The sequence below is a fragment of the Acidovorax sp. FG42 genome (assembly GCF_057809195.1).
The window spans coordinates 1-24,909 of record NZ_JBMDJM010000029.1; the positions used below are offsets into that span (position 1 = coordinate 1).

35 protein-coding genes are annotated in these 24,909 nt (G+C 62.5%); 27 read left to right on the forward strand and 8 right to left on the reverse strand.

The annotated features are described in order from the left end of the window. The first annotated feature begins 79 nt into the window (after positions 1 to 79). From rpsJ to ACODSM_RS22080, 12 genes are all read left to right on the forward strand, one after another. On the forward strand, positions 80 to 391 hold the full coding sequence (gene rpsJ / locus ACODSM_RS22025) for a 30S ribosomal protein S10 (protein ID WP_005796953.1): 312 nt from the start codon (positions 80 to 82) through the stop codon (positions 389 to 391). A gap of 220 nt (positions 392 to 611) precedes the next feature. Then, a complete protein-coding gene (gene rplC / locus ACODSM_RS22030; RefSeq protein WP_015012188.1) occupies positions 612 to 1,286 on the forward strand; it encodes a 50S ribosomal protein L3 in 675 nt (224 codons plus the stop codon). Beyond that, positions 1,286 to 1,906, forward strand: a complete 621-nt coding sequence (rplD, locus tag ACODSM_RS22035; RefSeq protein ID WP_008906425.1) for a 50S ribosomal protein L4 — start codon at positions 1,286 to 1,288, stop codon at positions 1,904 to 1,906. Before rplC ends, rplD begins: the two co-directional genes overlap by 1 nt. Next, complete coding sequence (gene rplW, locus ACODSM_RS22040) at positions 1,903 to 2,217, forward strand: 50S ribosomal protein L23 (protein WP_007847815.1); 315 nt, start codon at positions 1,903 to 1,905, stop codon at positions 2,215 to 2,217. The genes rplD and rplW overlap by 4 nt, the downstream gene beginning before the upstream one ends. A 2-nt stretch (positions 2,218 to 2,219) precedes the next feature. Further along, on the forward strand, positions 2,220 to 3,044 hold the full coding sequence (rplB, locus tag ACODSM_RS22045; protein WP_008906426.1) for a 50S ribosomal protein L2: 825 nt from the start codon (positions 2,220 to 2,222) through the stop codon (positions 3,042 to 3,044). 10 nt (positions 3,045 to 3,054) lie between these two features. Then, positions 3,055 to 3,330, forward strand: coding sequence for a 30S ribosomal protein S19 (gene rpsS / locus ACODSM_RS22050; RefSeq protein ID WP_010467177.1), 276 nt, complete (start codon positions 3,055 to 3,057; stop codon positions 3,328 to 3,330). Positions 3,331 to 3,339: 9 nt separating this feature from the next. After that, positions 3,340 to 3,672, forward strand: a complete 333-nt coding sequence (gene rplV, locus ACODSM_RS22055) for a 50S ribosomal protein L22 (protein ID WP_007847806.1) — start codon at positions 3,340 to 3,342, stop codon at positions 3,670 to 3,672. 15 nt (positions 3,673 to 3,687) lie between these two features. Beyond that, positions 3,688 to 4,569 (forward strand): 30S ribosomal protein S3, encoded by an 882-nt coding sequence (gene rpsC, locus ACODSM_RS22060; RefSeq protein WP_015012189.1) that lies wholly within the window; start codon positions 3,688 to 3,690, stop codon positions 4,567 to 4,569. A gap of 2 nt (positions 4,570 to 4,571) precedes the next feature. Next, positions 4,572 to 4,988: a 50S ribosomal protein L16 gene (gene rplP, locus ACODSM_RS22065; RefSeq protein WP_015012190.1), complete on the forward strand. Its 417-nt coding sequence runs from the start codon at positions 4,572 to 4,574 to the stop codon at positions 4,986 to 4,988. A gap of 17 nt (positions 4,989 to 5,005) precedes the next feature. Then, the gene (rpmC, locus tag ACODSM_RS22070; protein WP_015012191.1) at positions 5,006 to 5,203 is read left to right on the forward strand and encodes a 50S ribosomal protein L29; all 198 of its coding nucleotides are present in this window, start codon (positions 5,006 to 5,008) and stop codon (positions 5,201 to 5,203) included. 9 nt (positions 5,204 to 5,212) lie between these two features. After that, on the forward strand, positions 5,213 to 5,482 hold the full coding sequence (gene rpsQ, locus ACODSM_RS22075) for a 30S ribosomal protein S17 (RefSeq protein WP_015012192.1): 270 nt from the start codon (positions 5,213 to 5,215) through the stop codon (positions 5,480 to 5,482). 198 nt (positions 5,483 to 5,680) lie between these two features. Next, positions 5,681 to 6,190 carry a peroxiredoxin gene (locus ACODSM_RS22080; protein WP_015012193.1) on the forward strand — a complete coding sequence of 170 codons (510 nt, stop codon included), beginning with the start codon at positions 5,681 to 5,683 and terminating at the stop codon, positions 6,188 to 6,190. Between the two features lie 69 nt (positions 6,191 to 6,259). Here ACODSM_RS22080 and ACODSM_RS22085 read toward each other — a convergent pair whose 3' ends face one another. After that, positions 6,260 to 6,763: a GNAT family N-acetyltransferase gene (locus tag ACODSM_RS22085; RefSeq protein WP_015012194.1), complete on the reverse strand. Its 504-nt coding sequence runs from the start codon at positions 6,761 to 6,763 to the stop codon at positions 6,260 to 6,262. 34 nt (positions 6,764 to 6,797) lie between these two features. Next, a complete protein-coding gene (locus tag ACODSM_RS22090) occupies positions 6,798 to 7,475 on the reverse strand; it encodes a cytochrome b/b6 domain-containing protein (protein ID WP_488806912.1) in 678 nt (225 codons plus the stop codon). A gap of 170 nt (positions 7,476 to 7,645) precedes the next feature. On the opposite strand from ACODSM_RS22090, the gene ACODSM_RS22095 reads away from it, so the two are divergent. Further along, on the forward strand, positions 7,646 to 8,101 hold the full coding sequence (locus tag ACODSM_RS22095; RefSeq protein ID WP_488806913.1) for a c-type cytochrome: 456 nt from the start codon (positions 7,646 to 7,648) through the stop codon (positions 8,099 to 8,101). Positions 8,102 to 8,251: 150 nt separating this feature from the next. On the opposite strand, the gene ACODSM_RS22100 is transcribed toward ACODSM_RS22095, so the two are convergent. After that, the gene (locus ACODSM_RS22100; RefSeq protein ID WP_110961992.1) at positions 8,252 to 8,755 is read right to left on the reverse strand and encodes a TlpA disulfide reductase family protein; all 504 of its coding nucleotides are present in this window, start codon (positions 8,753 to 8,755) and stop codon (positions 8,252 to 8,254) included. Between the two features lie 182 nt (positions 8,756 to 8,937). Between ACODSM_RS22100 and ACODSM_RS22105 the strand changes: the two genes are divergently transcribed. The 5 genes from ACODSM_RS22105 to ptsP all read left to right on the forward strand — a co-directional run bounded on the left by ACODSM_RS22105 (position 8,938) and on the right by ptsP (position 13,323). Then, positions 8,938 to 9,471 (forward strand): hypothetical protein, encoded by a 534-nt coding sequence (locus tag ACODSM_RS22105; protein WP_395457694.1) that lies wholly within the window; start codon positions 8,938 to 8,940, stop codon positions 9,469 to 9,471. After that, positions 9,468 to 10,724, forward strand: a complete 1,257-nt coding sequence (locus tag ACODSM_RS22110) for an MFS transporter (RefSeq protein ID WP_488806914.1) — start codon at positions 9,468 to 9,470, stop codon at positions 10,722 to 10,724. Before ACODSM_RS22105 ends, ACODSM_RS22110 begins: the two co-directional genes overlap by 4 nt. Before the next feature lie 85 nt (positions 10,725 to 10,809). Then, complete coding sequence (locus ACODSM_RS22115) at positions 10,810 to 11,262, forward strand: PTS sugar transporter subunit IIA (protein WP_015012200.1); 453 nt, start codon at positions 10,810 to 10,812, stop codon at positions 11,260 to 11,262. Next, the gene (locus ACODSM_RS22120; protein WP_488806915.1) at positions 11,231 to 11,500 is read left to right on the forward strand and encodes an HPr family phosphocarrier protein; all 270 of its coding nucleotides are present in this window, start codon (positions 11,231 to 11,233) and stop codon (positions 11,498 to 11,500) included. Before ACODSM_RS22115 ends, ACODSM_RS22120 begins: the two co-directional genes overlap by 32 nt. A 53-nt stretch (positions 11,501 to 11,553) precedes the next feature. Next, on the forward strand, positions 11,554 to 13,323 hold the full coding sequence (gene ptsP, locus ACODSM_RS22125; RefSeq protein WP_488806916.1) for a phosphoenolpyruvate--protein phosphotransferase: 1,770 nt from the start codon (positions 11,554 to 11,556) through the stop codon (positions 13,321 to 13,323). 116 nt (positions 13,324 to 13,439) lie between these two features. Here the strand turns inward: ptsP and ACODSM_RS22130 are convergent, their stop codons facing one another. The 5 genes from ACODSM_RS22130 to ACODSM_RS22150 form a co-directional block, all read right to left on the reverse strand. Next, positions 13,440 to 14,273, reverse strand: a complete 834-nt coding sequence (locus ACODSM_RS22130; protein WP_488806917.1) for a DMT family transporter — start codon at positions 14,271 to 14,273, stop codon at positions 13,440 to 13,442. Between the two features lie 103 nt (positions 14,274 to 14,376). Further along, on the reverse strand, positions 14,377 to 15,090 hold the full coding sequence (locus ACODSM_RS22135; protein ID WP_488806918.1) for an AraC family transcriptional regulator: 714 nt from the start codon (positions 15,088 to 15,090) through the stop codon (positions 14,377 to 14,379). 39 nt (positions 15,091 to 15,129) lie between these two features. Then, positions 15,130 to 16,110 carry a lipoyl synthase gene (gene lipA, locus ACODSM_RS22140; RefSeq protein ID WP_015012205.1) on the reverse strand — a complete coding sequence of 327 codons (981 nt, stop codon included), beginning with the start codon at positions 16,108 to 16,110 and terminating at the stop codon, positions 15,130 to 15,132. A 15-nt stretch (positions 16,111 to 16,125) separates the two neighbouring features. Beyond that, complete coding sequence (lipB, locus tag ACODSM_RS22145) at positions 16,126 to 16,821, reverse strand: lipoyl(octanoyl) transferase LipB (RefSeq protein ID WP_488806919.1); 696 nt, start codon at positions 16,819 to 16,821, stop codon at positions 16,126 to 16,128. A gap of 22 nt (positions 16,822 to 16,843) precedes the next feature. Continuing rightward, the gene (locus ACODSM_RS22150; RefSeq protein WP_488806920.1) at positions 16,844 to 17,161 is read right to left on the reverse strand and encodes a YbeD family protein; all 318 of its coding nucleotides are present in this window, start codon (positions 17,159 to 17,161) and stop codon (positions 16,844 to 16,846) included. A 289-nt stretch (positions 17,162 to 17,450) separates the two neighbouring features. Here ACODSM_RS22150 and ACODSM_RS22155 point away from each other — a divergent pair, with 289 nt between their 5' ends. The 9 genes from ACODSM_RS22155 (at position 17,451) to ACODSM_RS22195 (ending at position 24,618) form a co-directional block, all read left to right on the forward strand. Then, on the forward strand, positions 17,451 to 17,924 hold the full coding sequence (locus tag ACODSM_RS22155) for an ATP synthase subunit I (protein WP_488806921.1): 474 nt from the start codon (positions 17,451 to 17,453) through the stop codon (positions 17,922 to 17,924). A 19-nt stretch (positions 17,925 to 17,943) separates the two neighbouring features. After that, complete coding sequence (atpB, locus tag ACODSM_RS22160) at positions 17,944 to 18,822, forward strand: F0F1 ATP synthase subunit A (RefSeq protein ID WP_010467223.1); 879 nt, start codon at positions 17,944 to 17,946, stop codon at positions 18,820 to 18,822. A 55-nt stretch (positions 18,823 to 18,877) separates the two neighbouring features. Then, positions 18,878 to 19,147 (forward strand): F0F1 ATP synthase subunit C, encoded by a 270-nt coding sequence (atpE, locus tag ACODSM_RS22165; protein WP_015012210.1) that lies wholly within the window; start codon positions 18,878 to 18,880, stop codon positions 19,145 to 19,147. Positions 19,148 to 19,181: 34 nt separating this feature from the next. Further along, positions 19,182 to 19,652, forward strand: a complete 471-nt coding sequence (locus ACODSM_RS22170; protein WP_015012211.1) for a F0F1 ATP synthase subunit B — start codon at positions 19,182 to 19,184, stop codon at positions 19,650 to 19,652. A gap of 10 nt (positions 19,653 to 19,662) precedes the next feature. Beyond that, positions 19,663 to 20,205, forward strand: a complete 543-nt coding sequence (locus tag ACODSM_RS22175) for a F0F1 ATP synthase subunit delta (RefSeq protein ID WP_015012212.1) — start codon at positions 19,663 to 19,665, stop codon at positions 20,203 to 20,205. Positions 20,206 to 20,247: 42 nt separating this feature from the next. After that, positions 20,248 to 21,801, forward strand: coding sequence for a F0F1 ATP synthase subunit alpha (gene atpA, locus ACODSM_RS22180; RefSeq protein WP_060987364.1), 1,554 nt, complete (start codon positions 20,248 to 20,250; stop codon positions 21,799 to 21,801). Positions 21,802 to 21,819: 18 nt separating this feature from the next. Further along, positions 21,820 to 22,686 carry a F0F1 ATP synthase subunit gamma gene (gene atpG, locus ACODSM_RS22185; protein WP_056058853.1) on the forward strand — a complete coding sequence of 289 codons (867 nt, stop codon included), beginning with the start codon at positions 21,820 to 21,822 and terminating at the stop codon, positions 22,684 to 22,686. Between the two features lie 33 nt (positions 22,687 to 22,719). Continuing rightward, on the forward strand, positions 22,720 to 24,126 hold the full coding sequence (gene atpD / locus ACODSM_RS22190; RefSeq protein WP_015012215.1) for a F0F1 ATP synthase subunit beta: 1,407 nt from the start codon (positions 22,720 to 22,722) through the stop codon (positions 24,124 to 24,126). A gap of 75 nt (positions 24,127 to 24,201) precedes the next feature. After that, complete coding sequence (locus ACODSM_RS22195; protein ID WP_015012216.1) at positions 24,202 to 24,618, forward strand: F0F1 ATP synthase subunit epsilon; 417 nt, start codon at positions 24,202 to 24,204, stop codon at positions 24,616 to 24,618. Positions 24,619 to 24,909: the final 291 nt, after the last annotated feature.

Genomic DNA, 24,909 nt, shown 5'->3' on the forward strand with positions numbered 1-24,909 from the left:
CGCGAAGGCGGCCGCACCGTGGGCGCTGGCGTCGTGGCCAAGATCATTGCTTAATTCATAAGCAGAAAAGGAACTTGCCATGTCCAAGCAAAAAATCCGCATCCGCCTGAAGGCGTTTGATTACAAGCTGATCGACCAGTCCGCTGCCGAGATCGTTGACACCGCCAAGCGCACCGGCGCCATCGTCAAGGGTCCCGTGCCCCTGCCGACGCGCATGAAGCGTTTCGACATCCTGCGTTCGCCCCACGTCAACAAGACCAGCCGCGACCAGCTCGAAATCCGCACGCACCAGCGTCTGATGGACATCGTGGACCCTACGGACAAGACCGTGGACGCCCTGATGAAGCTCGACCTGCCCGCTGGCGTGGACGTCGAAATCAAGCTGCAGTGATGTAGCCGTAGCTGCTGCAAGGCGGACTCCTCCGCCTTGTGGTGACTGACATAACGCGAACTTGCTTGAAAAAGCGGTTCGCGTTATACTTTAGGGCTTCGCCTAATTTGCGTGCGTTTTCGTGCGTCGGTGGGTGGAGTTTTAATAACCCTCTTTCATGCACGCGAGTGCAACGCCGTGGCCAATTGAAGTTGCGGCGGTGGAAGTTTTGGAGAAACAAATGAGTCTGAGCAACTCCCTCGGGTTGCTGGGTCGCAAAGTGGGCATGATGCGTCTGTTCACCGATGATGGGGACGCAGTGCCTGTCACGGTGGTGGATGTGTCCAACAACCGCGTTACCCAGGTCAAAACCCAAGAGAACGATGGCTACGTGGCCCTGCAGGTCACGTTCGGTTCGCGCAAAGCATCGCGCGTGACCAAGCCAGAAGCCGGCCACCTTGCTAAGGCAGGTGTGGAAGCCGGTGAAATCATCCAGGAATTCCGCGTGACCGCAGAAACCGCCGGCAAGTACGCCGCAGGTGCTGCAGTGCCGGTGGCTGATGTGTTTGCCGTGGGCCAAAAAGTCGACGTGCAAGGCACCTCCATCGGTAAGGGCTACGCCGGTACCATCAAGCGTCACAACATGAGCTCGCAGCGCGCGTCGCACGGTAACAGCCGTTCGCACAATGTGCCTGGCTCGATCGGTATGGCACAAGACCCCGGTCGCGTGTTCCCCGGCAAGCGCATGACGGGCCACCTCGGCGATGTCACCAAGACCACGCAAAACCTCGATGTCATCCGCATCGACGAAGCGCGTCAACTGCTCTTGATCAAGGGCGCGATTCCGGGCTCCAAGGGTGGGTTCGTGACCGTGCGTCCCGCCATCAAGGCCAAAGCCTCCAAAGGAGCGAACTAATGCAGCTCGAACTCCTGAATGACCAAGGCCAAGGCGCATCCAAGCTGGATGTTCCCGAAACCGTGTTCGGTCGTGAATACAACGAAGATCTGGTGCACCAGATCGTGGTGGCCTACCAGGCCAACGCACGCCAAGGCACTCGCGCCCAGAAGGACCGCGAGCAAGTCCGTCACTCGACCAAGAAGCCTTTCAAGCAAAAGGGTACGGGTAACGCACGTGCAGGTATGACTTCCTCTCCACTGTGGCGCGGGGGCGGTCGGATTTTCCCGAACATGCCTGACGAAAATTTCACGCAGAAGATCAACAAGAAGATGTACCGCGCCGGTATGTCTGCCATCTTGTCGCAGCTGGCCCGCGAAGGTCGTCTGGCTGTGGTCGACTCGCTGAAGCTTGACTCCCCCAAGACCAAGGTCCTGGCCGACAAGTTCAAGGCGATGAACCTGCAATCGGTGATGGTGATTGCCGACGAAGTGGACGAAAACCTGTACCTGGCCTCGCGCAATCTGGTGAACGTGCTCGTCGTTGAGCCCCGTTACGCCGATCCCGTGTCGCTGGTGCGTTTCAAGAAAGTGCTCGTCACCAAGGGTGCAATCGACAAACTCAAGGAGATGTTCGCATGAGCACACTCAAGTTTGACGAAGGTCGTCTGATGCAAGTTCTGGTCGCTCCCATCGTGTCCGAAAAGGCCACCATGGTTGCCGAGAAGTCCAATGCAGTGACGTTCAAGGTGCTGCAGAACGCTACCAAGCCCGAAATCAAGGCCGCTGTGGAATTGATGTTCAAGGTGGAAGTCAAGGGCGTTTCTGTGGTGAACACCAAAGGCAAGACCAAGCGTTTCGGCAAGACTGTCGGCCGCCGCGACAATGTTCGCAAGGCATACGTCACGCTGCAGCCAGGTCAAGAGCTGAACCTCTCCGGGGAGGCCGCGTAATCATGGCTGTCGTTAAGATGAAACCTACCTCGCCCGGCCAACGTGCCGTGGTGAAGGTCACGCGTGACCACCTGTACAAGGGTGAAGCTTACGCCCCCCTGCTGGAGCCACAATTCCAGAAGGCCGGCCGTAACAACAACGGTCACATCACCACCCGTCACAAGGGCGGTGGCCACAAGCACCACTACCGTGTGGTGGACTTCAAGCGCAACAAGGACGGCATTCCGGCCAAGGTTGAGCGCATCGAGTACGACCCCAACCGTACGGCCCACATCGCTCTGGTGTGCTATGCCGACGGCGAGCGTCGCTACATCATCGCTCCCCGCAACCTGGAAGTGGGCGCAACCCTGCTGTCGGGTTCGGAAGCCCCGATCCGCGCTGGCAACACGCTGCCTATCCGCAACATCCCCGTGGGTTCGACCATCCACTGCATCGAGCTCAAGCCCGGTGCCGGTGCTCAAATCGCCCGCTCGGCGGGTGCTTCGGCAACGCTGCTCGCCCGTGAAGGCGTGTACGCCCAGGTGCGTATGCGTTCCGGCGAAGTGCGCAAGATCCACATCGAATGCCGCGCCACCATTGGTGAAGTGGCCAACGAAGAACACAGCCTGCGCCAACTGGGCAAGGCCGGTGTGAAGCGCTGGATGGGTATTCGTCCTACGGTTCGCGGCGTGGCCATGAACCCGGTGGATCACCCTCACGGTGGTGGCGAAGGCCGCACCGGCGAAGGCCGCCATGCAGTCGATCCTTGGGGCAATCTGACCAAGGGTTATCGCACCCGTAACAACAAGCGCACACAGATCATGATCGTGTCGCGTCGCAAGAAGTAAGGGGTAACAGATGACTCGCTCTCTCAAAAAGGGTCCATTTGTTGACCATCACTTGCTGGCCAAGGTCGAAAAGGCCGTTGCCACCAAGGACAAGAAACCAGTCAAGACCTGGTCGCGTCGCTCCATGGTTCTGCCCGAGTTCATCGGTCTGACCATCGCCGTGCACAACGGCAAGCAACACGTGCCGGTCTATGTCACCGACCAGATGGTGGGCCACAAGCTGGGCGAATTCGCCCTGACGCGCACCTTCAAGGGTCACCCCGCTGACAAAAAAGCGAAGAAGTAAGGAACGACCATGTCTGAAACACGTGCAGTCCTCCGGGGCGTCCGTCTGTCGGTCGACAAGGGCCGTCTGGTCGCCGATCTGATCCGCGGCAAGAAAGTGGACCAGGCTCTGAACATCCTGAACTTCACGCAGAAAAAAGCTGCGGGAATCGTCAAGAAGGTTCTGGAGTCGGCCATCGCCAACGCCGAACACAACGATGGCGCTGACATCGACGAACTGAAGGTCAAGACCATCTACGTCGAACAAGGCACCACGCTCAAGCGCTTCACCGCGCGCGCCAAAGGCCGCGGCAACCGCATCAGCAAGCCCACGTGCCATGTGTACGTGACGGTTGGCAACTAAAGGCTCGGGAAGACTATGGGACAGAAAATCCATCCTACCGGCTTCCGCCTTGCGGTCAGCCGCAACTGGTCCAGCCGTTGGTACGCCAGCAACCGCGACTTCGCGGGCATGCTGGCCGAAGACATCAAGGTGCGTGAGTACCTGAAGGCCAAGCTCAAGAACGCGGCTGTGTCGCGCATCCTGATCGAGCGTCCTGCCAAGAACGCCCGCATCACCATTTACTCGGCACGTCCTGGTGTGGTGATCGGCAAGAAGGGCGAAGACATCGAGAACCTGAAGAAGGAACTCGCGTCGCGTCTGGGCGTGCCCGTCGCAGTGAACATCGAAGAAGTGCGCAAGCCTGAAATCGATGCCAAGCTGATCGCCGACAGCATCACGCAACAGCTCGAAAAGCGCATCATGTTCCGCCGCGCCATGAAGCGCGCCATGCAGAACGCCATGCGTCTGGGTGCCCAGGGCATCAAGATCATGTCGTCCGGTCGTCTGAACGGTATCGAAATCGCTCGCTGCGAGTGGTACCGTGAAGGCCGCGTGCCACTTCACACGCTGCGTGCGGACATCGACTACGGCACCTCTGAAGCCAAGACCACCTACGGTGTGATCGGCGTCAAGGTCTGGGTCTACAAGGGTGACACGCTGGGTCGTAACGACCTGCCAGCCGTGGAAACGCCTCGTCCAGACGAAGAGCGCCGCCCACGCGGTCCACGCCGTGATGGCCGCCCAGGTGGCGACCGTCCAGGCGCCGGCCGTGGCCCACGTCGTCCTGTCGGTGGCAACACCGCTCCGGCCGACGGCAGCGACAAGCCAGCGGAAGCTGGTGGCGCTGATAACAATGCCGTTAAGCGCGTACGCAAGGTCGCCGCGCCCGCTACAGCAGCGGACGGTAAAGGAGAATAAAGATGCTGCAACCTGCTCGCCGTAAATACCGCAAGGAGCAAAAGGGCCGTAACACTGGCGTCGCAACGCGGGGTGCCTCCGTTGCCTTCGGTGATTTCGGTCTGAAGTGCACCGATCGTGGCCGTCTGACGGCCCGCCAGATCGAAGCTGCACGCCGTGCGATTTCCCGTCACGTCAAGCGTGGCGGCCGTATCTGGATCCGCGTGTTCCCGGACAAGCCAATCTCTACCAAGCCCGCAGAAGTGCGTATGGGTAACGGTAAGGGCAACCCCGAGTACTACGTGGCTGAAATCCAGCCCGGCAAGATCGTGTTCGAAATCGTTGGTGTGCCCGAAGAACTGGCCCGCGAAGCGTTCCGCCTGGCTGCCGCCAAGCTGCCGCTGCGCACCACGTTCGTCAGCCGTCACCTCGGCGCGTAATTCAGGAGACCATGAAAATGACCAAAGCTACTGAACTGCGCCAAAAAGACGTTGCTGGCATCGAAGCCGAAATCAAGGCGCTGCAAAAAGCCCACTTCGGCCTGCGCATGCAAAAGGCTACGCAGCAACTGGGTAACACCAACACGCTGCGCACCACCCGCCGTGATATCGCACGTGCCAAGACCATCCTTGCTGAAAAGCAAGCCGCCAAGTAAGGAGCCCATATGACGGAACCTAAAAAATCCCTCAAGCGCACCTTGATTGGCAAGGTGGTCAGCGACAAGCGTCAAAAGACTGTGACCGTGCTGGTCGAGCGTCGTGTGAAGCACGAGCTCTACGGCAAGATCGTTGCGAAGTCGAGCAAGTACCACGCCCACGACGAAAAGGGCGAGTACAAGCTGGGCGACGTGATCGAAATCACCGAGAGCCGTCCGCTCTCCAAGACCAAGAACTGGGTGGCTACCCGCTTGGTGCAAAAGGCCGGTCTGCTGTAATCAGCTTTCCAAGCCTGCTCCAGGGGCGCAAACCCCTGGGCGGCAAAGCCCTTCAAAACGACCCACAATGTGGGTCGTTTTGCTTTGTGGGCCTTCTTTTGATGCGAACGGTGCACAGGCCGTGTCCAGGAGGAGTTTTGCAAGGCATGGCGTTCTCGGGTTTCAACACCCCCATCCCAACATCCCAAGGAGAAAACAATGATCAAAGTCGGTGACACCCTGCCCGCGGCCACGCTGATGGAATATTCCGAAGTCGAGGGTGAAGGCTGCAGCATCGGTCCGAACCCCGTAGCGGTCGACAAGGCCACGGCCGGCAAGACGATTGCGCTGTTTGCCCTGCCTGGTGCCTTCACGCCCACCTGCTCGGCCAAGCATGTGCCCGGCTATGTGGAGAAGGCTGCCGAGTTCAAGGCGGCCGGTGTAGACGAGATCTGGTGTGTGAGCGTGAACGACGCGTTCGTGATGGGTGCCTGGGCCCGCGACCAGAAGACCGATGGCAAGGTGCGCATGCTGGGCGACGGCAGCGCCGCCTTCGCACAAGCCACGGGCCTGACTCTGGACCTGACCTCCAAGGGCATGGGCCTGCGCAGCAACCGCTATTCGATGCTGGTGCGCGATGGCAAGGTGGTGACGCTCAACGTCGAAGCGCCAGGCAAGTTTGAAGTGAGCGACGCTGACACCCTGCTGGCCCAGGCCAAGGCGGCGTGACGCGCCACTGATTGCTATTGAATCGATAGCTGCTAGCGTATGTAAATCCTGCGCTAGCGCCTCAAATGGTCAAAAAATATCGACCTTGAGGTAATGCGCCCCGGGTATGGGGTTGTGATAGTAGGGCGGGATTTCTTCAAAGCCCAGATCGGTGTACAGCGCGCGGGCTGACTCCATATCGTCCAGGGTGTCGAGCAACACGCAGGCGTAACCGGCCTGCCGCGCCCGGTCCAGCATGGCTTCGGCCAGCTCGCGGCCCAGGCCAAAGCCACGGAACGCCTTGCGCACATACAGCCGCTTCATCTCGCTGGCGTTGGGGTAATCGGCGTTGTCCAGCGGGCGCAGGGCACAACAGCCTGCCAAGGCGCCTTCCACTTCGGCGATCAGCAGGGCGCCACGGGGTTCGGCGTAGTCGCCCGGCAGTTGTGCCAGTTCGGACTCAAAGTCCTGAAAGCACAAGTCAACACCGAGTGTGCTGGCGTACTCGCGAAAGATGTCTCGGACCGCATCCCACTCGGCGGGCGAGGAGGGGGTTCTCAGGGAGATGGAGGGCTTGTCCAAAGCGCAAGGCATGCAAACGAAAGAGCCGCCAGTGTAGCGACTTCGTTCAGAACGCCGGCGCCGCCAGCGACGACACCCACCACGCCACGCCAGCGCTCAGGACCAACACCACCAAGGCTGCGATGCGACTGAGGGCGTCATCCCGCGACGGTGCTGCCGCCTCGGGCAGCGTCTTGTCGCCGTCCAGCATGGGGCGGATGAGCTGCTGCTTGCGCACGCGCACATAGAAGATGATGGCCAGCACATGCAGGCCCACCAGCGACAGCACCAGGAACTGACCGATGTCCTTGTGGTAGTTCGTGGCCAACCCCACGACGGCGTTGGAGACATATTGGGTCAGGGGCCCGGCGAAGGCGATCTCATCGTCGCTCAGCAGGCCGGTGCCCACCTGGGCTACCAGCACGGCCAGCAGCACGAACACGGCCAGCGCGCCCAGCGGGCTGTGTCCAATGCCGTCCTCCGGGTGGGGCGCGCCACGCAGGTACTGCAACAGCCGCGCGGGCGAGTACAGAAATGCCGAAAAACGCGACCAGCGCCCCCCCACCAAGCCCCAGACCAGCCGGAACACCAGCAGCGCCAGCACCGTGTAGCCCAGGCGGAAATGCCAGACCATGGCGTTTCCCCCCACATTGGCCGTGATGACCAGTCCCACGATGCAGGCGGCCAGCGCCCAGTGAAAAATGCGGGTTGGAAGGTCCCAGATGCGTACGGTGTGCTGCGGCATGGTGGTCAGGGCTTTGCGCCAGAGTGATGGGGGCGGAGATGCCAGCGGCATTGTGCGACAGGGCGGCCCGGGCTGTAACCACCCCGCCACAGCACAACAGCGCCCAAACCGGCATACTGCGCAGGCTTGGAAGGCACCATTCTGTTCCACCCACGAAAAAGGAAGTTCCGATGAAAGCATTTGCTGCGTTGACCCTGGCGGCTGTGGCCCTGACCCTGTCCGCCCCCGCCTCCGCCCAATTTGCCAAAGCCGAAGACGCCATCAAATACCGCCAGAGCGCGCTGTTCGTGATGGGCCAGCATTTCGGACGTCTGGGCGCCATGGCCAACGGCCGCGCGCCGTTCGATGCCAAGGTGGCGCAGGAGAATGCCGACATCGTGGCGCAGATGGCCAAGCTGCCATGGGCCGGCTTTGGCCCCGGCACCGACAAGGGCGCGCCCACCAAGGCGCTGCCAGAAATCTGGACCGAGCAGGCCAAGTTCAAGGAACATTCCGAGAAGCTGGAAGCCGAGACCGTGAAACTTGCCGCCGCCGCCAAGACGGGCAACCTGGACAACCTCAAGACCGCCTTTGGGGCCACTGCAGGCACTTGCAAGGCCTGCCACGACAGCTTCCGCGCGAAGTAAAACAGACGGTGAGGAGATGCCTTGCTATGTTTTACGTAGCATGCAGGGCATGATCCACTAGCGCAAAAGGCCAATTTCTCTCGAAATTGGCCTTTTTTATGCCCTGAACGGGCTGTGGTTCGTGTGAGGGCGGTGTGTCCGCCGCGCAGCTCAGGTTTCTGCCAGCAGCTTCTCGATCAGCTGGTGCAGCTCCGGGAAATTGGGGGCGCCCACATAGGTCTTCACGATCTCGCCCCGCTTGTTCACGATGAAGGTGGAAGGCGTCAGTTGCACATCGCCCCAGGCCTTGGCCACTTTGCCGGTGTTGTCGATAGCCACCTGGAAGGGCAGCTTGCGTGTCTCGGCAAAGTTCACCACGTAGCTGGGCGGGTCGTAGCTCATGGCCACGGCCAGGGTGTCAAAACCCTTGCTGTTGTACTTGTTGTAAGTCGCAATGATCTCGGGCATCTCGGCCACGCAGGTGGTGCAGCTCGTGGCCCAGAAGTTGACCAGGGTGACCTTGCCTTTCAGGTCGGCGGTGGATTTGCTGGAGCCGTCCAGCAGCACGAAGGTCGATGCAGGCGCTTCGGCGCGGCCTGTGTCCAGGTACACATAGGCGCCCACAGCGGCAAACGCTGCCACCGCCACACCTGCTGCCCAATGCTTGATCGCCATGACTTCACCACCCATCCCAAAAGAAACACGGGGCCGGTGCCCCACCCCACATTGTGCCGGAGTGGCCCGCTCGCGGCGCGAGCGGCGCCCGCCACACCAAGGCTGGACTCGACTTTCCCGCAAAAGTTCGCTGCAGAACGCAGGGCAGGGCCGACATCGGGGACTCTGCCGATAATGCCCCGATGAAATGGACATTGACCGGGGCCGCCGCCCTGCTGATTGCGGGTTGCAGCCCCGCACTGAATTGGCGCACAGTGCCGCTGCCCGAAGCGGACCTGACCATCACCCTGCCGTGCAAGCCCGACCAGGCCACCCGCACGGTGGAGCTGGCCGGTGCACCGGTGGAGCTGTCCATGGTGGGCTGTGACGCCGATGGCGCCACCTTTGCTGTGTCCCATGCCGCGTTGGCAGACCCTGCCCAGGTGGGCGCAGCGCTCACCCACTGGCGGGCTGCCATGCTGGCGCGCCTGGGGGCAGGGGCCGAAGCGGGCGCCAAAGACGTACCCTACGCGCCGCGCGGCACCTTGCCCCTGCCACAGTCGGTGCGTACCGTGGCACAGGGGCAGCGTCCCGATGGCAGCGCGGTGGTCGCGCAGGCCGTGTGGTTTGCACGCGCGGCAGGGCCGCAGGTGCGGCTGTACCACGCCGTCGTCTACACCGCGAAGCCCCGGCCGGAGGTGGCCGACCAGTTCTTCGCTGGCCTGGTGCTGCCATGAGCGGCGGCGTGTTGCCACGGCGGGTGGCCGTCATCGTCTTTCTGGCGTTTGCCTTTGCCTACTTTCTGTCGGCGCTGGTGCGTGCTGTCACGGCCACTCTGGCGCCCACGCTGGCTCAGGAGTTCTCGCTGCAGGCGCGGGACCTGGGGCTGCTGGCGGGCGGGTACTTTCTGGGCTTCTCGGCCACGCAGCTGCCGTTGGGGACCTGGCTGGACCGCCACGGCCCCAAGAGGGTCGCACTGGGCTTCCTGGGCGTGGCCGTGGTGGGCAGCCTGGTGTTTTCGGCGGCCACGGGGTTTTCGGGTCTGCTCGCCGGTCGGGTGTTGTGCGGCGCGGGCGTCAGCGCCTGCCTGATGGCGCCGCTCACTGGCTACCGCCGGTGGCTGGAGCCGGTGGCGCAGATGCGGGCGAACTCGTGGATGTTGATGACGGGCTCGCTGGGCATGGTGGCATCCACGCTGCCGGTGCAATGGGCGTTGCCGCTGGTGGGCTGGCGCCCGCTGTTCTGGGGGCTGGCGGTATTGATCGCGTTGTCGATGGTGGTGATTGCCCTGTGGGTGCCAGGCTGGGGTTTGGCGGGGCAGGCGAAGGCCGATTCCGGCGCCGCAGAGGCCTTGCCCCAGGGCTATGGCGTGGTGTGGCGGCACCCTTATTTCCAGCGCCTCGCGCCGCTGGGGTTCTTCTGCTACGGCGGCATGGTGGCCATGCAGACGTTGTGGGCCGGGCCGTGGATGCAGCGCGTGGCGGGCTACACCGCCCTGGAGTCGGCGACGGGCCTGTTCTGGATCAACGTGTCCATGTTATGCACCTTCTGGACCTGGGGCATGGTCAACCCCTGGCTGCTGCGCAAGGGGTTTGGTGCCGACCGGCTGATGGCCATGGGCCTTCCGCTGTGCTCGGTGGTGCTGCTGGGCATCATCCTGGCGGGGCCCCAGGCCGGGGGTGGCGCCTGGGCGTTGTTCTGCGTGTCGTGCACCTTCGTGTCGCTGTCGCAGCCCGCCGTGGCCATGGCGTTTCCGCAGGCGCTGGCAGGGCGGGCGCTGTCGGCCTACAACCTCGTGATTTTTGTGGGCGTGTTTGTGGTGCAGTGGGGCATCGGGCTGGCGGTGGACGCCTTTGCAGCCGCGGGGCTGGCCACCGTGCCGGCGTTCCAGGCGGCCATGGCGGTGTACCTGGCATGCAACGTCAGCGCCTACGCATGGTTCCTGCTTCGGGGGCGGCGCCATAATGTGCTGATAACCCCCACACCATGAACACTTGCGCAACCATCGATGCAACCACCGGCGGCCTCTTCATGACCTGCCCTTCGTTGATACCCGCGTGGCGTAAGTCGTGACCATGAGCCCCACCAGCATCCTCATCATTGCCCACGCCCCACTGGCCCATGCGCTGCGCGAATGTGCGCTGCACGTGTTTGCCGACTGCGGCAGCAGCGTGGCTGCGCTCGACGTGCAGCCCAACCAGCCCCCCGAAGAATCGCTGGCCCAGGCGCGCATCATGCTGGACCAGCTGGGCACCGACACCACCCTGGTGCTGACCGATGTGTTCGGCGCCACGCCCTGCAATGTGGCGCAGCGCCTGGTCGATGGCGTGCGCTCGCGCCTGGTGACGGGCGTCAATTTGCCCATGCTGCTGCGCGCCGTGAGCTACCGGGCCGAGCCGCTCGATTCCGTGGTGAGCCGTGCCGTGGTGGGAGGTACCCAAGGGGTGATGCAGGTGGCCATTTCCGCGCCGCAGAACCAGAACCGCCGTAACCGACATGATCAAGACCCGTACGACCATCAGCAATAAATTGGGCCTGCACGCCCGCGCATCGGCCAAGCTCACCAAGCTGGCCGGCAGCTTCCCGTGTGACGTTTTCATGAGCAAGGGGGAGCGCCGCATCAACGCCAAGAGCATCATGGGCGTGATGATGCTGGCCGCCGGGCTGGGCTCTGAAGTGGAGCTGGAAACCAACGGCGACCGCGAACAGGAGGCCATGGACGCCCTGCTGGTACTCATCGCCGACAAATTTGGCGAGGGTGAATAAGCCTGCCTACCTCGCCCGTGTCGTGACCCCGTCGAACCTTTGATCACACCACCATGACCTTCTCCGTCCACGGCCTCGCAGTTGCACGCGGCATTGCCATTGGCCGGGCCGTGCTGGTGGCGTCCAGCCGGGTGGATGTGGCGCACTACTTTGTCGAGCCCTCCCAGGTCGAAGGCGAGATCGAGCGGGTGCGCCAGGGCCGCAACGCCGTGGTCGAGGAGCTGCAGCGTCTGCAGACCGACATGCCCGCCGACGCGCCGCACGAGCTGACCGCGTTGCTGGATGTGCACCTGATGCTGCTGCAGGACGAAGCACTCACGGGCGGCGTGAAACACTGGATTACCGAGCGCCTGTACAACGCCGAGTGGGCGCTCACCACCCAGCTTGAGGTGATTGCGCGCCAGTTCGACGAGATGGAGGACGAGTACCTGCGCGAGCGCAAGGCGGACCTGGAGCAGGTGGTCGAGCGCATCCTGCGCCACATGAAGGGCGTAGCCAGCCCCGTGGCGCCTCCGGCCAGCAGCCCGCGCCGGCACAAGCAACTGGGTCTGCAGCAAGACCTGCTGCTGGACGACACGGTGGACGTGCCCCTGGTGCTGGTGGCGCACGACCTTTCGCCCGCCGACATGCTGCAGTTCAAGCAAAGCGTGTTCGCTGGGTTTGTGACCGATGTGGGCGGCAAGACCAGCCACACGGCCATCGTCGCGCGCAGCATGGACATCCCCGCCGTGGTGGGTGCGCGCGCGGCCAGCCAGCTGGTGCGGCAGGACGACTGGGTCATCATCGACGGCGACGCGGGCGTGATGATCGTTGACCCATCGCCCATCATCCTGGCCGAATATGGCTTTCGCCAGCGCCAGGTCGAGCTGGAGCGCGAGCGGCTGGCACGGCTGCGCCATACCCCTGCCATCACCCTCAACGGCCACAAGATCGAGTTGCTGGCCAACATTGAGCAGCCTGGCGACGCCGCCGCTGCCGTGCGCGCCGGGGCCGTGGGCGTGGGCCTGTTCCGCAGCGAATTCCTGTTCATGGGCAAAACGGGCAACCTGCCCGGCGAGGACGAGCAGTACCGCGCCTACTGCGAGGCCATTGACGGCATGCAGGGCCTGCCCGTCACCATCCGCACCATCGATGTGGGCGCGGACAAGCCGCTGGACCACAAGAGCCACAAGGACAACTACCTGAACCCGGCCCTGGGTCTGCGCGCCATCCGCTGGAGCCTGGCCGACCCGGCCATGTTCCGCACCCAGCTGCGCGCCGTGCTGCGCGCAGCGGCGCATGGCAAGGTCAACCTGCTGTTCCCCATGCTCGCGCACACGCACGAGATTCAGCAGACGCTCGCTCAGGTCGATCTGGCCCGGGGTGAGCTTGACGCGCGTGGCGAGCCCTACGGCCCGGTGCAGCTGGGCGCGATGATCGAGGTGCCCGCCGCGGCGCTCATGGTGCGCACCTTCCTCAAATACTTCGACTTCTTGTCCATCGGCACCAACGATCTGATCCAGTACACCCTGGCCATCGACCGTGCCGACGAGGCCGTGGCGCACCTCTACGACCCGTTGCACCCCGCCGTGCTGCGCCTAGTGGGCGACGTGATCGCCGAGGGCGAGCGCCAGGGCAAAAGCGTGTGTGTGTGCGGCGAAACGGCGGGCGACGTGACCATGACGCGCCTGCTGCTGGGACTGGGCCTGCGCAGCTTTTCCATGCACCCGGCGCAGATCCTGGCTGTCAAACAGGAGGTGCTGCGCGCCGACACGCGCAAGCTCGCCCCCTGGGCCCAGCAGGTACTGGACGGCGACGAGCCCGCCGTGCTGCTCAAAGGCTGACGCCCTGGGACGCAGTAGTCACTTCAAAATTGATAGCTGCTAAGGCATATTTCACTAGCACTATCGGCTTGTTATCCTATTTTTTGCTATCCCGGGGGGCGTTGATCCTTCACCCGTCAGCGCGCCCGCATTCCCATCACCGCTGCGCTGATGATCATGGCGGTGGCCAGTGCAATGCTCCAGGTGAAGGTGCGGCCGCTCACCAAAATCAGCAGCGCCGTGGAGGCCAGCGGCGTGATGTAGCTCAGGATGCCGATGTGCCGTGCGTCCCCCAGCTTGAGCGCCTTGTCCCACATAAAGAACGAAGCCCCCAGCGGCCCCAGGCCCAGCACCGCCAGCAGCCCCCAGTCGCGCGGCTGCAGCGCCACGGCGGGCTCCAGCACCCCATGGCACAGCAGCGACAGCACGCCAGACACCAGTCCGAACAGGCCAATGGCCGTGGTGGGGAATGCCGCCACGCGCTTGGTCATGAGCGAATAGGTGGCCCAGATGAAGGCGGCGGCCAGCGCGGGCAGATAGCCCCAGGCCAGCGTACCGCTCAACTCGCGTCCGCCTGCAATGGCGATGGCCGCGCCCCCAAACCCCAGCAGCGCCGCCAGCACATGCGGCAGGCGCAGTGCCACGCCCGGCAGCACCACCGGCGAGAGCACCACGATGAACAGCGGCCACAGGTAGTTGACGAGGTTGGCCTCCACTGGCGGCGCGTGGCGCAGCGCGATGAACAGCAGAAAGTGGTACGCAAACAGGCCATACACGCCCAAGGCCAGCGTGCGCAGCGGAATGCGCCACTGCGACGGATCGCGCAGCACAAAGGGCCATGCGGGCACGCTGCCGATGATGAGCGCGATGCCCGTGAGCAGGAAGGGCGGAATGTGGGTGAGGGACACCCCCAGCGAGGCGAGAGAAGCCCATAGCGCAATAGCGCCCAGGGCATAAAGGTTGGCTTGCATGGCGCCGAGCTTACGCGCGCCTGCTGTGGTGCATCGTCGCGCAACACCGGTGTGTCGTCGCGCGCCGAGGTTTTTGAAGGGTTCTGCCTGCCGTCGCGAGCCCTTAGGCGTTGTGCTCGGCCCGGCGCAAGGCTGCAGTGAGGGCTGAAGGCGAGCGGTATCCCGTGCGCTGAGCCACTTCAGCCACCGCCATGCCCGTGCTGCGCAGCACCCGGGCCTGCGCCAGGCGCAAGCCGCGCAGCCAGGCCATGGCGCCCATGCCGTGGTCGTCCCGACAGCGGGCGGCAAACTGGCTGGGGCTCAGGTGCACCTGCGCAGCCAGGTCGGCCACGGTCAGTTCCCGGTGCCACTGCTGCGCGGCCCACTGCTGCAGCGCGGCCCAGTCGATGGTGCGCCCGCGCGTGGGGCTGGGTGCTGCTGCATCGGGGCGGGTGGCGGTGAGCCATGCTTCCAGCAGCAGGGCGGGGCCATGGGTTTGCGCCAGCGGGCGGCCTTGCCGCAAAGCGCTGGCCAGGTAATGGGCCAAGGGCAACGCGTCGGAGGGCGGCGTGGTCGCGCGGCGTGGGCTGGCGCACTGCGCCCAGTCCGGGTGGGCGCTGTCGAGCACCAGGCAGATGCTGCCGCGGGTGGATTCAAAGTCGTGCCGGTCGCCCGGGGCGATCACGCAGCCGCCACCGGGCTCCACGCGCACGCCACGGCCCGCCACCTCCAGGTCCAGCGCTCCGGAGAGTCCCAGCAGAATCTGGAAATGGTCATGGCTGTGGCTGCCCGGCGAGGCGCCGTAGTGTCGCAACGAGAGCAGACCATTCGGGCCCATGGGCGAGACCTGCGGACCGGACAGTCCCTGCGGGCTTACTTACACGCCAGCTGCGTGCGCCTGCTGGTCTGCGTGGTAGCTGGAGCGCACCATGGCGCCCACGGCCGCGTGGCTGAAGCCCATCTTGTAGGCCTCTTCCTCGAACATCTTGAAGGTGTCGGGATGCACGTAGCGGCGCACGGGCAAGTGGCTGTTGCTGGGCGCCAGATACTGGCCGATGGTCAGCATGTCGATGTTGTGCTCGCGCATGTCGCGCATCACCTGCAGGATCTCTTCGTCCGTCTCGCCCAGACCCACCATGATGCCGCTCTTGGTGGGCACATTGGGGTGCAGCGCCTTGAACTTTTTCAGCAGGTTCAGGCTGAACTGGTAGTCCGAACCGGGACGCGCTTCCTTGTACAGGCGGGGCGCGGTTTCCAGGTTGTGGTTCATCACATCCGGGGGGGCTGCCTTGAGGATTTCGAGCGCGCGGTCATCGCGGCCACGGAAGTCGGGCACCAGGATTTCGATCTGCGTTTGGGGCGACAGCTCGCGGATGTTCTGGATGCATTCCACAAAGTGGCCGCTGCCGCCGTCGCGCAGGTCGTCGCGGTCCACGCTGGTGATCACCACGTACTTGAGCTTGAGCGCAGCGATGGTCTTGGCCAGGTTCAGCGGCTCGTCCTTGTCGAGCGGGTCGGGGCGGCCATGGCCCACGTCGCAGAACGGGCAGCGGCGCGTGCACTTGTCGCCCATGATCATGAAGGTGGCCGTGCCCTTGCCAAAGCATTCGCCGATATTGGGGCACGAGGCTTCTTCGCACACCGTGTGGAGCTTGTGCTCGCGCAGGATGTCCTTGATCTCGTAGAAGCGGGTGGTGGGGCTGCCGGCCTTCACGCGGATCCACTCGGGCTTCTTGAGCACTTCGCCTTGCTCCACCTTGATCGGAATACGCGACAGCTTGGCCGCAGCCTTTTGCTTGGCCAGCGGGTTGTAGGCTTCAGTGGATTGCGCTTCGCGGACGACTTCAGGGGTGCTCATGGCTGTAGGCAGAGTTCAGGGCGCCAACCGGATGCTGAGCTGCTGGCCCAGCACCTGCGCGGCTTCTTCCCAGGTGGTGTGGACCCCGATTGTAGAAAGGTCCACCGTTTTCAATCCTGCGTAACCGCAAGGGTTGATGCGGTCGTAAGGCTCCAGGTCCATGTTCACGTTCAGCGCTACGCCGTGGTAAGTGCAGTGGCGGCTGACCTTGATGCCCAGCGCGGCAATCTTGCCCAAGCCTTCGAAGTCGGGCGTGGGTGCCTCGGCGCCCGTGCGTTTTTGGGGGCGTTGGGGCAGCATGGCGTGGCTGTGCGGGTCATCCAGACGCACGTAAATGCCGGGTGCACCGGCAACCCGGTGACCTGTGATGCCGAAGTGCGCCAGCGTGCGGATCACGGCCTCTTCGACACGGTAGACGTATTCCTTGACGAAATAGCCCGCGCGTTGCAGATCGATCAGCGGGTAGGCGACCACCTGACCGGGGCCGTGGAAGGTCACCTGTCCGCCCCGGTTGGTGGCGATGACGGGGATCTCGCCCGGGTCTAGCACATGGTCGCTTTTGCCTGCAATGCCCTGGGTGTAAAGCGGTGGATGCTCACAAATCCAGAGCGTGTCAGCGTCTGTCGGCGTCCGAGTGGCTGTGTAGTCCTGCATGGCCTGCACGGTGCTGGCGTAGTCCACGCGGCCGAGCAGGCGGATGTCAATCGTCATGGCGCAATCTGCAGGGGGGCGGTTACAGCACCACTTTCACCAGCGGGTGCGAGGACAGCGCGCGGTACAGGTCGTCCAGTTGCTCGCGGCTGGTCGCCGTGATGGTGATGGTTACTCCGAGGTAATTGCCCGCGCGGCTGTCGCGCAGTTCAATGGTGGCAGCGTCGAAGGTAGGGTCGAACTGGCGCGCCATTTCGGTCACGGCATGCACGAAGCCGTCCACCTTGGCGCCCATGACTTTGATCGGGAACTTGGAGGGGTATTCGATCAGCGAGTCTTTGCGTGGATCGGCGGCCTGGGTATCGAGGCCGTTGGCGGGCGGCGGATTGGAGGATGTCATGGTGATTTCGCGGTGAGTGGGGTGCTGCGGTTTCGATAGCTGGCGACGCACTGTCATTGTGAGCCACAGGCGCGTTCGGCTCTTCGCGCTGCCCTTTCGGCGTGCGCCAGATCGGTGCATGGCGAGGCCGTTTTGTGAGCGCCAGTGCCGTTGGCACGTCACCACAACGGGTCGGGCACACACGCAACCCGCCGACGCGTTTGCGGGTTTTTGTCTGGTGCCATGGGTTTTTACTTATAATTAGAGGCTTTGTAAAAGTTGCGGTCTGTAACGCGGGCGTCATTCATCAATGAAAACAATCCCGCCAGAGACTGAAACTGAGGCTGAAGAATCTGACTTCAAGCCCCTGACGGCCCAAGAGGCGCAGCAGTGGCGCAGTCGCCATCCGCCCCTCTCGGTGTGGAAGGTGGTGGCAGGTCAGGCGCTGGTCGGAATGCTGGTGGCCCTGGTGGCCTGGGTTCTGACGGGCAGGGCGGTGGTGGGTTGGTCTGCAGCCTACGGTGCCCTGGCAGTGGTGGCTCCGGCTGCACTGTTTGCCCGCGGTGTGTTGCGCCACAAGGCGTCAACCAATCCGCGGGCTGCCATGGTGGGGTTCTTTGGGTGGGAAATCGCCAAGATCATGTTGACGGTGGCGCTGCTGGCGGCGGCACCTCGGCTGGTGCCGGGCTTGAGCTGGATTGCCTTGCTGATTGGCATGGTGGTCGCAATGAAAACGTACTGGGTGGCACTGTGGGTGCGGCCTGGTGTCCGAAAAACCGATTGATAGAGAGAAGAGTTGTCCGATGGCCGCAGAAGCGCACGCTCCGACTGCAAGTGAATACATCGTTCACCACCTGCAGCATCTTCAAAACGTCAACCAGACCAAGATTGTTGATTTCACTGTCATCAACTATGACTCGATCATCGTCGGTTTGGTTCTGGGTGCTCTCACCCTTTTGATTCTGTGGTCAGCTGCCCGTAAGGCAACCTCTGGTGTGCCTGGACGCTTCCAGGCAGCGGTCGAGATGCTGGTCGAGATGGTGGACAACCAGGCCAAGGCGAACATTCACAACGCTGAAAGCCGCAAGTTCATCGCTCCCCTGGGTCTGACGGTGTTCGTCTGGATCTTCTTGATGAACTTCATGGACATGCTGCCTGTGGATCTGCTGCCCGCCATATGGGCGCAAATCTATGGCGCCGCCGGCCACGATCCTCACCATGCCTATCTGCGTGTCGTGCCTACGGCTGACCTGTCTACCACGCTGGGCCTCGCCTTTGCCATCCTGATCCTGCGCTTCTGGTACAGCGTCAAGATCAAGGGTGCTGGCGGCTGGGCACACGAACTGGTGTCGGCTCCTTTCGGCACCAGCAAGAATCCTATCTTCGCCCTGATCCTGGGCGTGGTGAATCTGCTCATGCAGATCATTGAATATGTCGCCAACACCGTGTCCCACGGCATGCGGTTGTTTGGCAACATGTACGCTGGCGAGCTGGTGTTCATGCTCATCGCCCTCATGGGTGGTGCTGCGGCCCTGTCGCTGTCGGGTGTGCTGCTGCCTGTGGGCCACGTCATCGCTGGCACCATCTGGACGCTGTTCCACATTTTGGTGATCTCGCTGCAAGCATTCATCTTCATGATGCTCGCGCTGATCTACCTTGGTCAGGCGCACAACGCGCACTAAGTTTCCCTTTCGTTTTTTCTTTCCTTAACTTTTCTTTTTTAACTCAGGAGTCATCATGGAAAACATTCTCGGTCTCGTCGCTCTGGCTTGTGGTCTGATCGTTGGTCTGGGCGCTATCGGCGCTTCCATCGGCATCGCCCTGATGGGTGGCAAGTTCCTCGAATCGTCGGCACGTCAGCCTGAACTGATCAACGAACTGCAAACCAAGATGTTCATCTTGGCTGGTCTGATCGACGCTGCGTTCCTGATCGGTGTGGCTATCGCCCTGCTGTTCGCTTTCGCCAACCCCTTCGTTTCCACGCTCTTGGCCAACCTGCCCAAGTAAATCCCGTTCAACGCCACTTTAGAAAGGTGTTGCCGTGAGTATCAATGCGACCCTGTTCATTCAGGCCATCGTCTTCCTGATCCTCGTGTGGTTCACGATGAAATTCGTGTGGCCTCCGATCGCGAAGGCGTTGGATGAACGAGCCCAGAAAATCGCCGATGGCCTCGCAGCTGCCGACCGTGCCAAATCCGAACTGACCGCTGCCAACCAGCGCGTTGAAAAGGAACTGTCACAGGCGCGCAACGAAACGGCCTCGCGTCTTGCGGACGCCGACCGTCGTGCCCAGGCCATCATCGAAGAAGCCAAGGCCCGCGCCACAGAGGAAGGCAACAAGATTGTTGCTGCAGCCCGCGCCGAAGCCGAGCAGCAGACGGTCCAAGCCCGCGAAGCCCTGCGTGAGCAGGTGGCAGCGCTGGCCGTCAAGGGTGCCGAGCAGATTCTCCGCAAGGAAGTCAATGCTGGCGTCCATGCCGACCTGCTCAACCGCCTGAAGACCGAGCTGTAAGGGGACACACATGGCTGAACTCGCCACCATTGCTCGCCCTTACGCCGATGCCTTGTTCAAGGCTGCCACTGCGGGCGCGGGCGTCGATCTGGGCAGCACCGCTGCCTGGATGGACGAACTGGCGGCGATTGCCGCCAACCCCCAGCTGCGTCAGTTGGCGGACAACCCCAAGGTGACGGCAGACCAGGTGTTCGCCGTATTCACCGGGGTCGCCCGCTCGGCCCTGCCGGATATGGCCAAAAATTTCCTGCGCACAGTCATCGACAACGGACGCATTGATGCGCTCCCGGAAGTGGCTGCGCAGTTTCGTGCCCTCGTGAATCGTCGCAACGGCTCCTCGGATGCCGTCGTGTACAGCGCATTTCCGATGGACAGTGCTGCACTGTCCGAGGTCAGCGCAGCGCTGGAAAAGCGCTTCGGCCGTAAGCTCAATCTCGCTGTACAGCTGGATGAGTCCCTGATCGGTGGTATTCGCGTAGTGGTGGGTGACGAGGTGCTGGACACTTCGGTCAAGGCCCGTCTTGAACAAATGAAAGCGGCCCTCGTTGCGTAACGCGCGACGAGGACAGCGAACCAAAGAAAGAAGGAAAGAGTCATGCAACTCAATCCCGCAGAAATTTCTGAACTCATCAAGAGCCGCATCGAAGGTCTGGCCGCCAGCAGCGATATCCGCAACCAGGGTACCGTGGTGTCCGTGTCTGACGGTATCGTGCGCGTTCATGGCCTGTCGGACGTGATGCAGGGCGAAATGCTCGAGTTCCCCGCGACCAAGGACGGCCAGCCTTCCTACGGTTTGGCGCTGAACCTCGAGCGCGACTCCGTCGGCGCCGTGATTCTGGGCGAGTACGAGCACATCTCCGAAGGCGACACCGTCAAGTGCACGGGCCGTATTCTGGAAGTGCCCGTGGGCCCCGAACTGGTCGGCCGCGTGGTGAACGCCCTGGGCCAGCCCATCGACGGCAAGGGCCCCATCAACGCCAAGCTCACCGACGTGATCGAAAAGGTTGCTCCTGGTGTGATCGCCCGTAAGTCCGTGGACCAGCCCCTGCAGACCGGCCTGAAGTCCATCGACTCGATGGTGCCCGTGGGTCGTGGCCAGCGCGAGCTGATCATCGGTGACCGCCAGACCGGCAAGACCGCCGTGGCCATCGACGCCATCATCGCCCAGAAGGGCCAAGGCGTGACCTGTATCTACGTCGCCATCGGTCAGAAGGCATCGTCGATCAAGAACGTGGTGCGCGCTCTGGAACAAGCCGGTGCCATGGAGTACACGATTGTGGTGGCCGCATCGGCTTCCGAATCGGCTGCCATGCAGTACGTGTCGGCCTACTCGGGTTGCACGATGGGCGAATACTTCCGCGACCGCGGCCAAGACGCCTTGATCGTGTACGACGACCTGTCCAAGCAAGCTGTGGCCTACCGCCAAGTGTCGCTGCTGCTGCGCCGCCCACCAGGCCGCGAAGCCTATCCTGGCGACGTGTTCTATCTCCACAGCCGTCTGCTGGAGCGCGCAGCCCGCGTGAACGCCGACTACGTCGAAGCCTTCACCAAGGGTGAAGTCAAGGGCAAGACCGGTTCGCTGACGGCACTGCCGATCATTGAAACGCAAGCTGGCGACGTGTCCGCTTTCGTGCCTACCAACGTGATCTCGATCACCGACGGCCAGATCTTCTTGGAAACCAGCCTGTTCAACGCCGGTATCCGTCCCGCCATCAACGCCGGTATCTCGGTGTCGCGCGTGGGTGGTGCTGCCCAGACCAAGCTGGTGAAGAACCTGTCCGGCGGTATCCGTACCGACCTGGCCCAGTACCGTGAACTGGCTGCGTTCGCGCAGTTCGCTTCCGACCTGGACGAAGCCACCCGCAAGCAGCTGGACCGCGGTGCCCGCGTGACCGAACTGCTGAAGCAGGCACAGTACAGCCCGTTGTCCATCTCGCTGATGGCTGCCACGCTGTTCGCTGTGAACAAGGGCTTCATGGACGACATCGATGTCAAGAAGGTGCTCGACTTCGAACACGGCCTGCACCAGTTCCTGAAGACCAGCCACGCCGCTTTGTTGGCCAAGCTGGAACAGGCCAAGGCCATGGACAAGGATGCAGAAGCCGAATTGACCGCAGCGATCGCCGCGTTCAAGAAGTCGTTCGCTTAAACCGGACGAGGAGCCATCATGGCAGCAGGCAAGGAAATACGCGGCAAGATCAAATCGGTGGAAAACACCAAGAAGATCACCAAAGCCATGGAAATGGTGGCCGCATCCAAAATGCGCAAGGCGCAGGACCGGATGCGGGCTGCCCGCCCATACAGCGAGAAGATCCGCAACATTGCAGCCAACCTCGGCAAGGCCAACCCGGAGTACGTGCACCCGTTCATGAAAGTGAACGATGCCAAAACCGCCGGTGTGATCGTCATCACCACGGACAAGGGCCTGTGCGGCGGCATGAACACCAACGTGTTGCGTGCCGTGACGACCAAGCTGCGTGAACTGCAGGGTGCTGGCGTCTCGACCGAAGCCGTGGCGATTGGCAACAAGGGCCTGGGTTTCCTGAACCGTGTGGGCGCCAAGGTGGTTTCGCACGTGACGGGCCTGGGCGACACCCCCCACCTGGACAAGCTGATTGGCCCGGTGAAGGTGCTGCTCGATGCATACGCAGAAGGCAAGATCAACGCGGTGTACCTGAGCTACACCAAGTTCATCAACACCATGAAGCAGGAATCGGTGGTGGAGCAGCTGCTCCCCCTGTCCTCCGAGCAGATGCAGGCTGAGAAGACGGAACACGGCTGGGACTACATCTATGAGCCCGATGCGCAAAGCGTCATCGACGAGCTGCTGGTCCGTTATGTCGAGTCCCTGATTTACCAGGCGGTTGCGGAAAACATGGCGTCCGAGCAGTCGGCGCGCATGGTGGCCATGAAGGCTGCCACCGACAACGCCGGCAGCGTCATTGGCGAGTTGAAGCTGGTCTACAACAAGACGCGCCAGGCAGCGATCACGAAAGAACTTTCGGAAATCGTGGCTGGCGCCGCTGCTGTGTAAGCAGCTCAACAAACTACTTTATTGGAGCGAAAAATGGCTCAAGTGCAAGGCAAGATTGTTCAATGTATCGGCGCCGTGGTGGACGTTGAGTTCCCACGCGACCAGATGCCCAAGGTTTACGACGCCCTGAAGCTGGAAGGCTCTGCCCTGACGCTGGAAGTGCAGCAGCAGCTGGGTGACGGCGTGGTGCGTACCATCGCCCTGGGTTCCTCCGACGGCCTGCGCCGCGGCATCATGGTGACCAACACCGGCAACCCCATCACCGTGCCCGTGGGCAAGGCGACGCTGGGCCGCATCATGGACGTGCTGGGCAACCCCATCGACGAACGTGGTCCCGTGGGCCAGGAGCTGACAGCTTCGATCCACCGCAAGGCACCTGCGTACGACGAACTGTCGCCCTCGCAAGAACTGCTGGAAACCGGCATCAAGGTGATTGACCTGGTGTGCCCGTTCGCCAAGGGCGGTAAGGTGGGTCTGTTCGGTGGCGCCGGTGTGGGCAAGACCGTGAACATGATGGAACTCATCAACAACATCGCCAAGGCCCACTCGGGTCTGTCGGTGTTCGCTGGTGTGGGCGAGCGTACCCGCGAAGGGAACGACTTCTATCACGAAATGGCCGATTCCGGCGTGGTGAATCTGGAGAACCTGGGCGAGTCCAAAGTGGCCATGGTGTACGGCCAGATGAACGAGCCTCCAGGCAACCGTCTGCGCGTGGCCCTGACCGGTCTGACCATTGCGGAATCTTTCCGTGACGAAGGCCGTGACGTGCTGTTCTTCGTGGACAACATCTACCGCTACACGCTGGCCGGTACTGAAGTGTCCGCTCTGCTGGGCCGTATGCCTTCCGCCGTGGGCTACCAGCCTACCCTGGCCGAAGAAATGGGCCGCCTGCAAGAGCGTATTACGTCCACCAAGGTCGGTTCGATCACCTCCATCCAGGCCGTATACGTGCCAGCCGATGACTTGACCGACCCCTCGCCAGCCACGACGTTCGCCCACTTGGACTCCACCGTGGTGCTTTCGCGTGACATCGCCTCGCTGGGTATCTACCCCGCCGTGGATCCGCTGGACTCCACCAGCCGCCAGCTGGACCCGAACGTGGTGGGCGAAGACCACTACACCACGGCCCGCGCCGTGCAGGGTACGCTGCAGCGCTACAAGGAACTGCGCGACATCATCGCCATTCTGGGCATGGACGAACTGGCGCCTGAAGACAAGCTGGCTGTGGCCCGCGCTCGCAAGATCCAGCGTTTCCTGTCGCAGCCTTTCCACGTGGCCGAAGTGTTCACGGGCTCCCCAGGCAAGTACGTTCCCCTGGCCGAAACCATCCGTGGTTTCAAGATGATCGTGAACGGCGAATGCGATCACCTGCCAGAGCAAGCGTTCTACATGGTGGGCACCATTGACGAAGCCTTCGAAAAGGCCAAGAAGGTGGCCTGATGAGCCGTCGGCCGGGCAGCCCGTGGCGACCCGGCCTTCTGCAATCAAGCAACCCACCTTTTCCTAGGAGCAATGATGAACACCATCCACGTTGATGTGGTCAGTGCCGAAGAGTCCATCTTCTCCGGTGAAGCGCGCTTTGTCGCTCTGCCCGGCGAAGCTGGCGAGTTGGGCATCTACCCCCGCCACACCCCGCTGATCACCCGCATCAAGCCGGGCTCGGTGCGCATCGAAATGGCTGACGGTGGCGAAGAGTTCGTTTTCGTGGCCGGTGGCATTCTGGAAGTGCAACCCAACTGCGTGACCGTGTTGTCGGACACCGCCATTCGTGGCAAGGATCTGGACGACGAGAAGGCCAACGCGGCCAAGTCTGCAGCCGAAGAAGCGCTCAAGAACGCCAAGAGCGACATCGATCTGGCCAAGGCCCAGTCCGAGCTGGCCGTCATGGCTGCCCAGATTGCCGCACTGCGCAAGTTCCGCCAGAAGAAGTAAGCTTTCGCGAGCACTCTTTTGCGGCACAAAAAACCCGGCATTGCCGGGTTTTTTTGTTTCTGTCGCGGTGACAACGCTCCAGACGTACACCGCCATACTCCTATAAGCGGGGGCGCAGTATTGCCTATCGACGGCGTAGCAACTCGCCAGTAATGGCCTCTGCGAAGCTGGTCACTTGATCTCCGCTCCAAAAGGCTTACGCTCAAACAAAAAGGCCGGGGCCCCTCACAGGGCCGCGGCCTTTTGCATTTGCACAGCTTTTTCACAAAGCCCCCATGCCGTACGCACGGG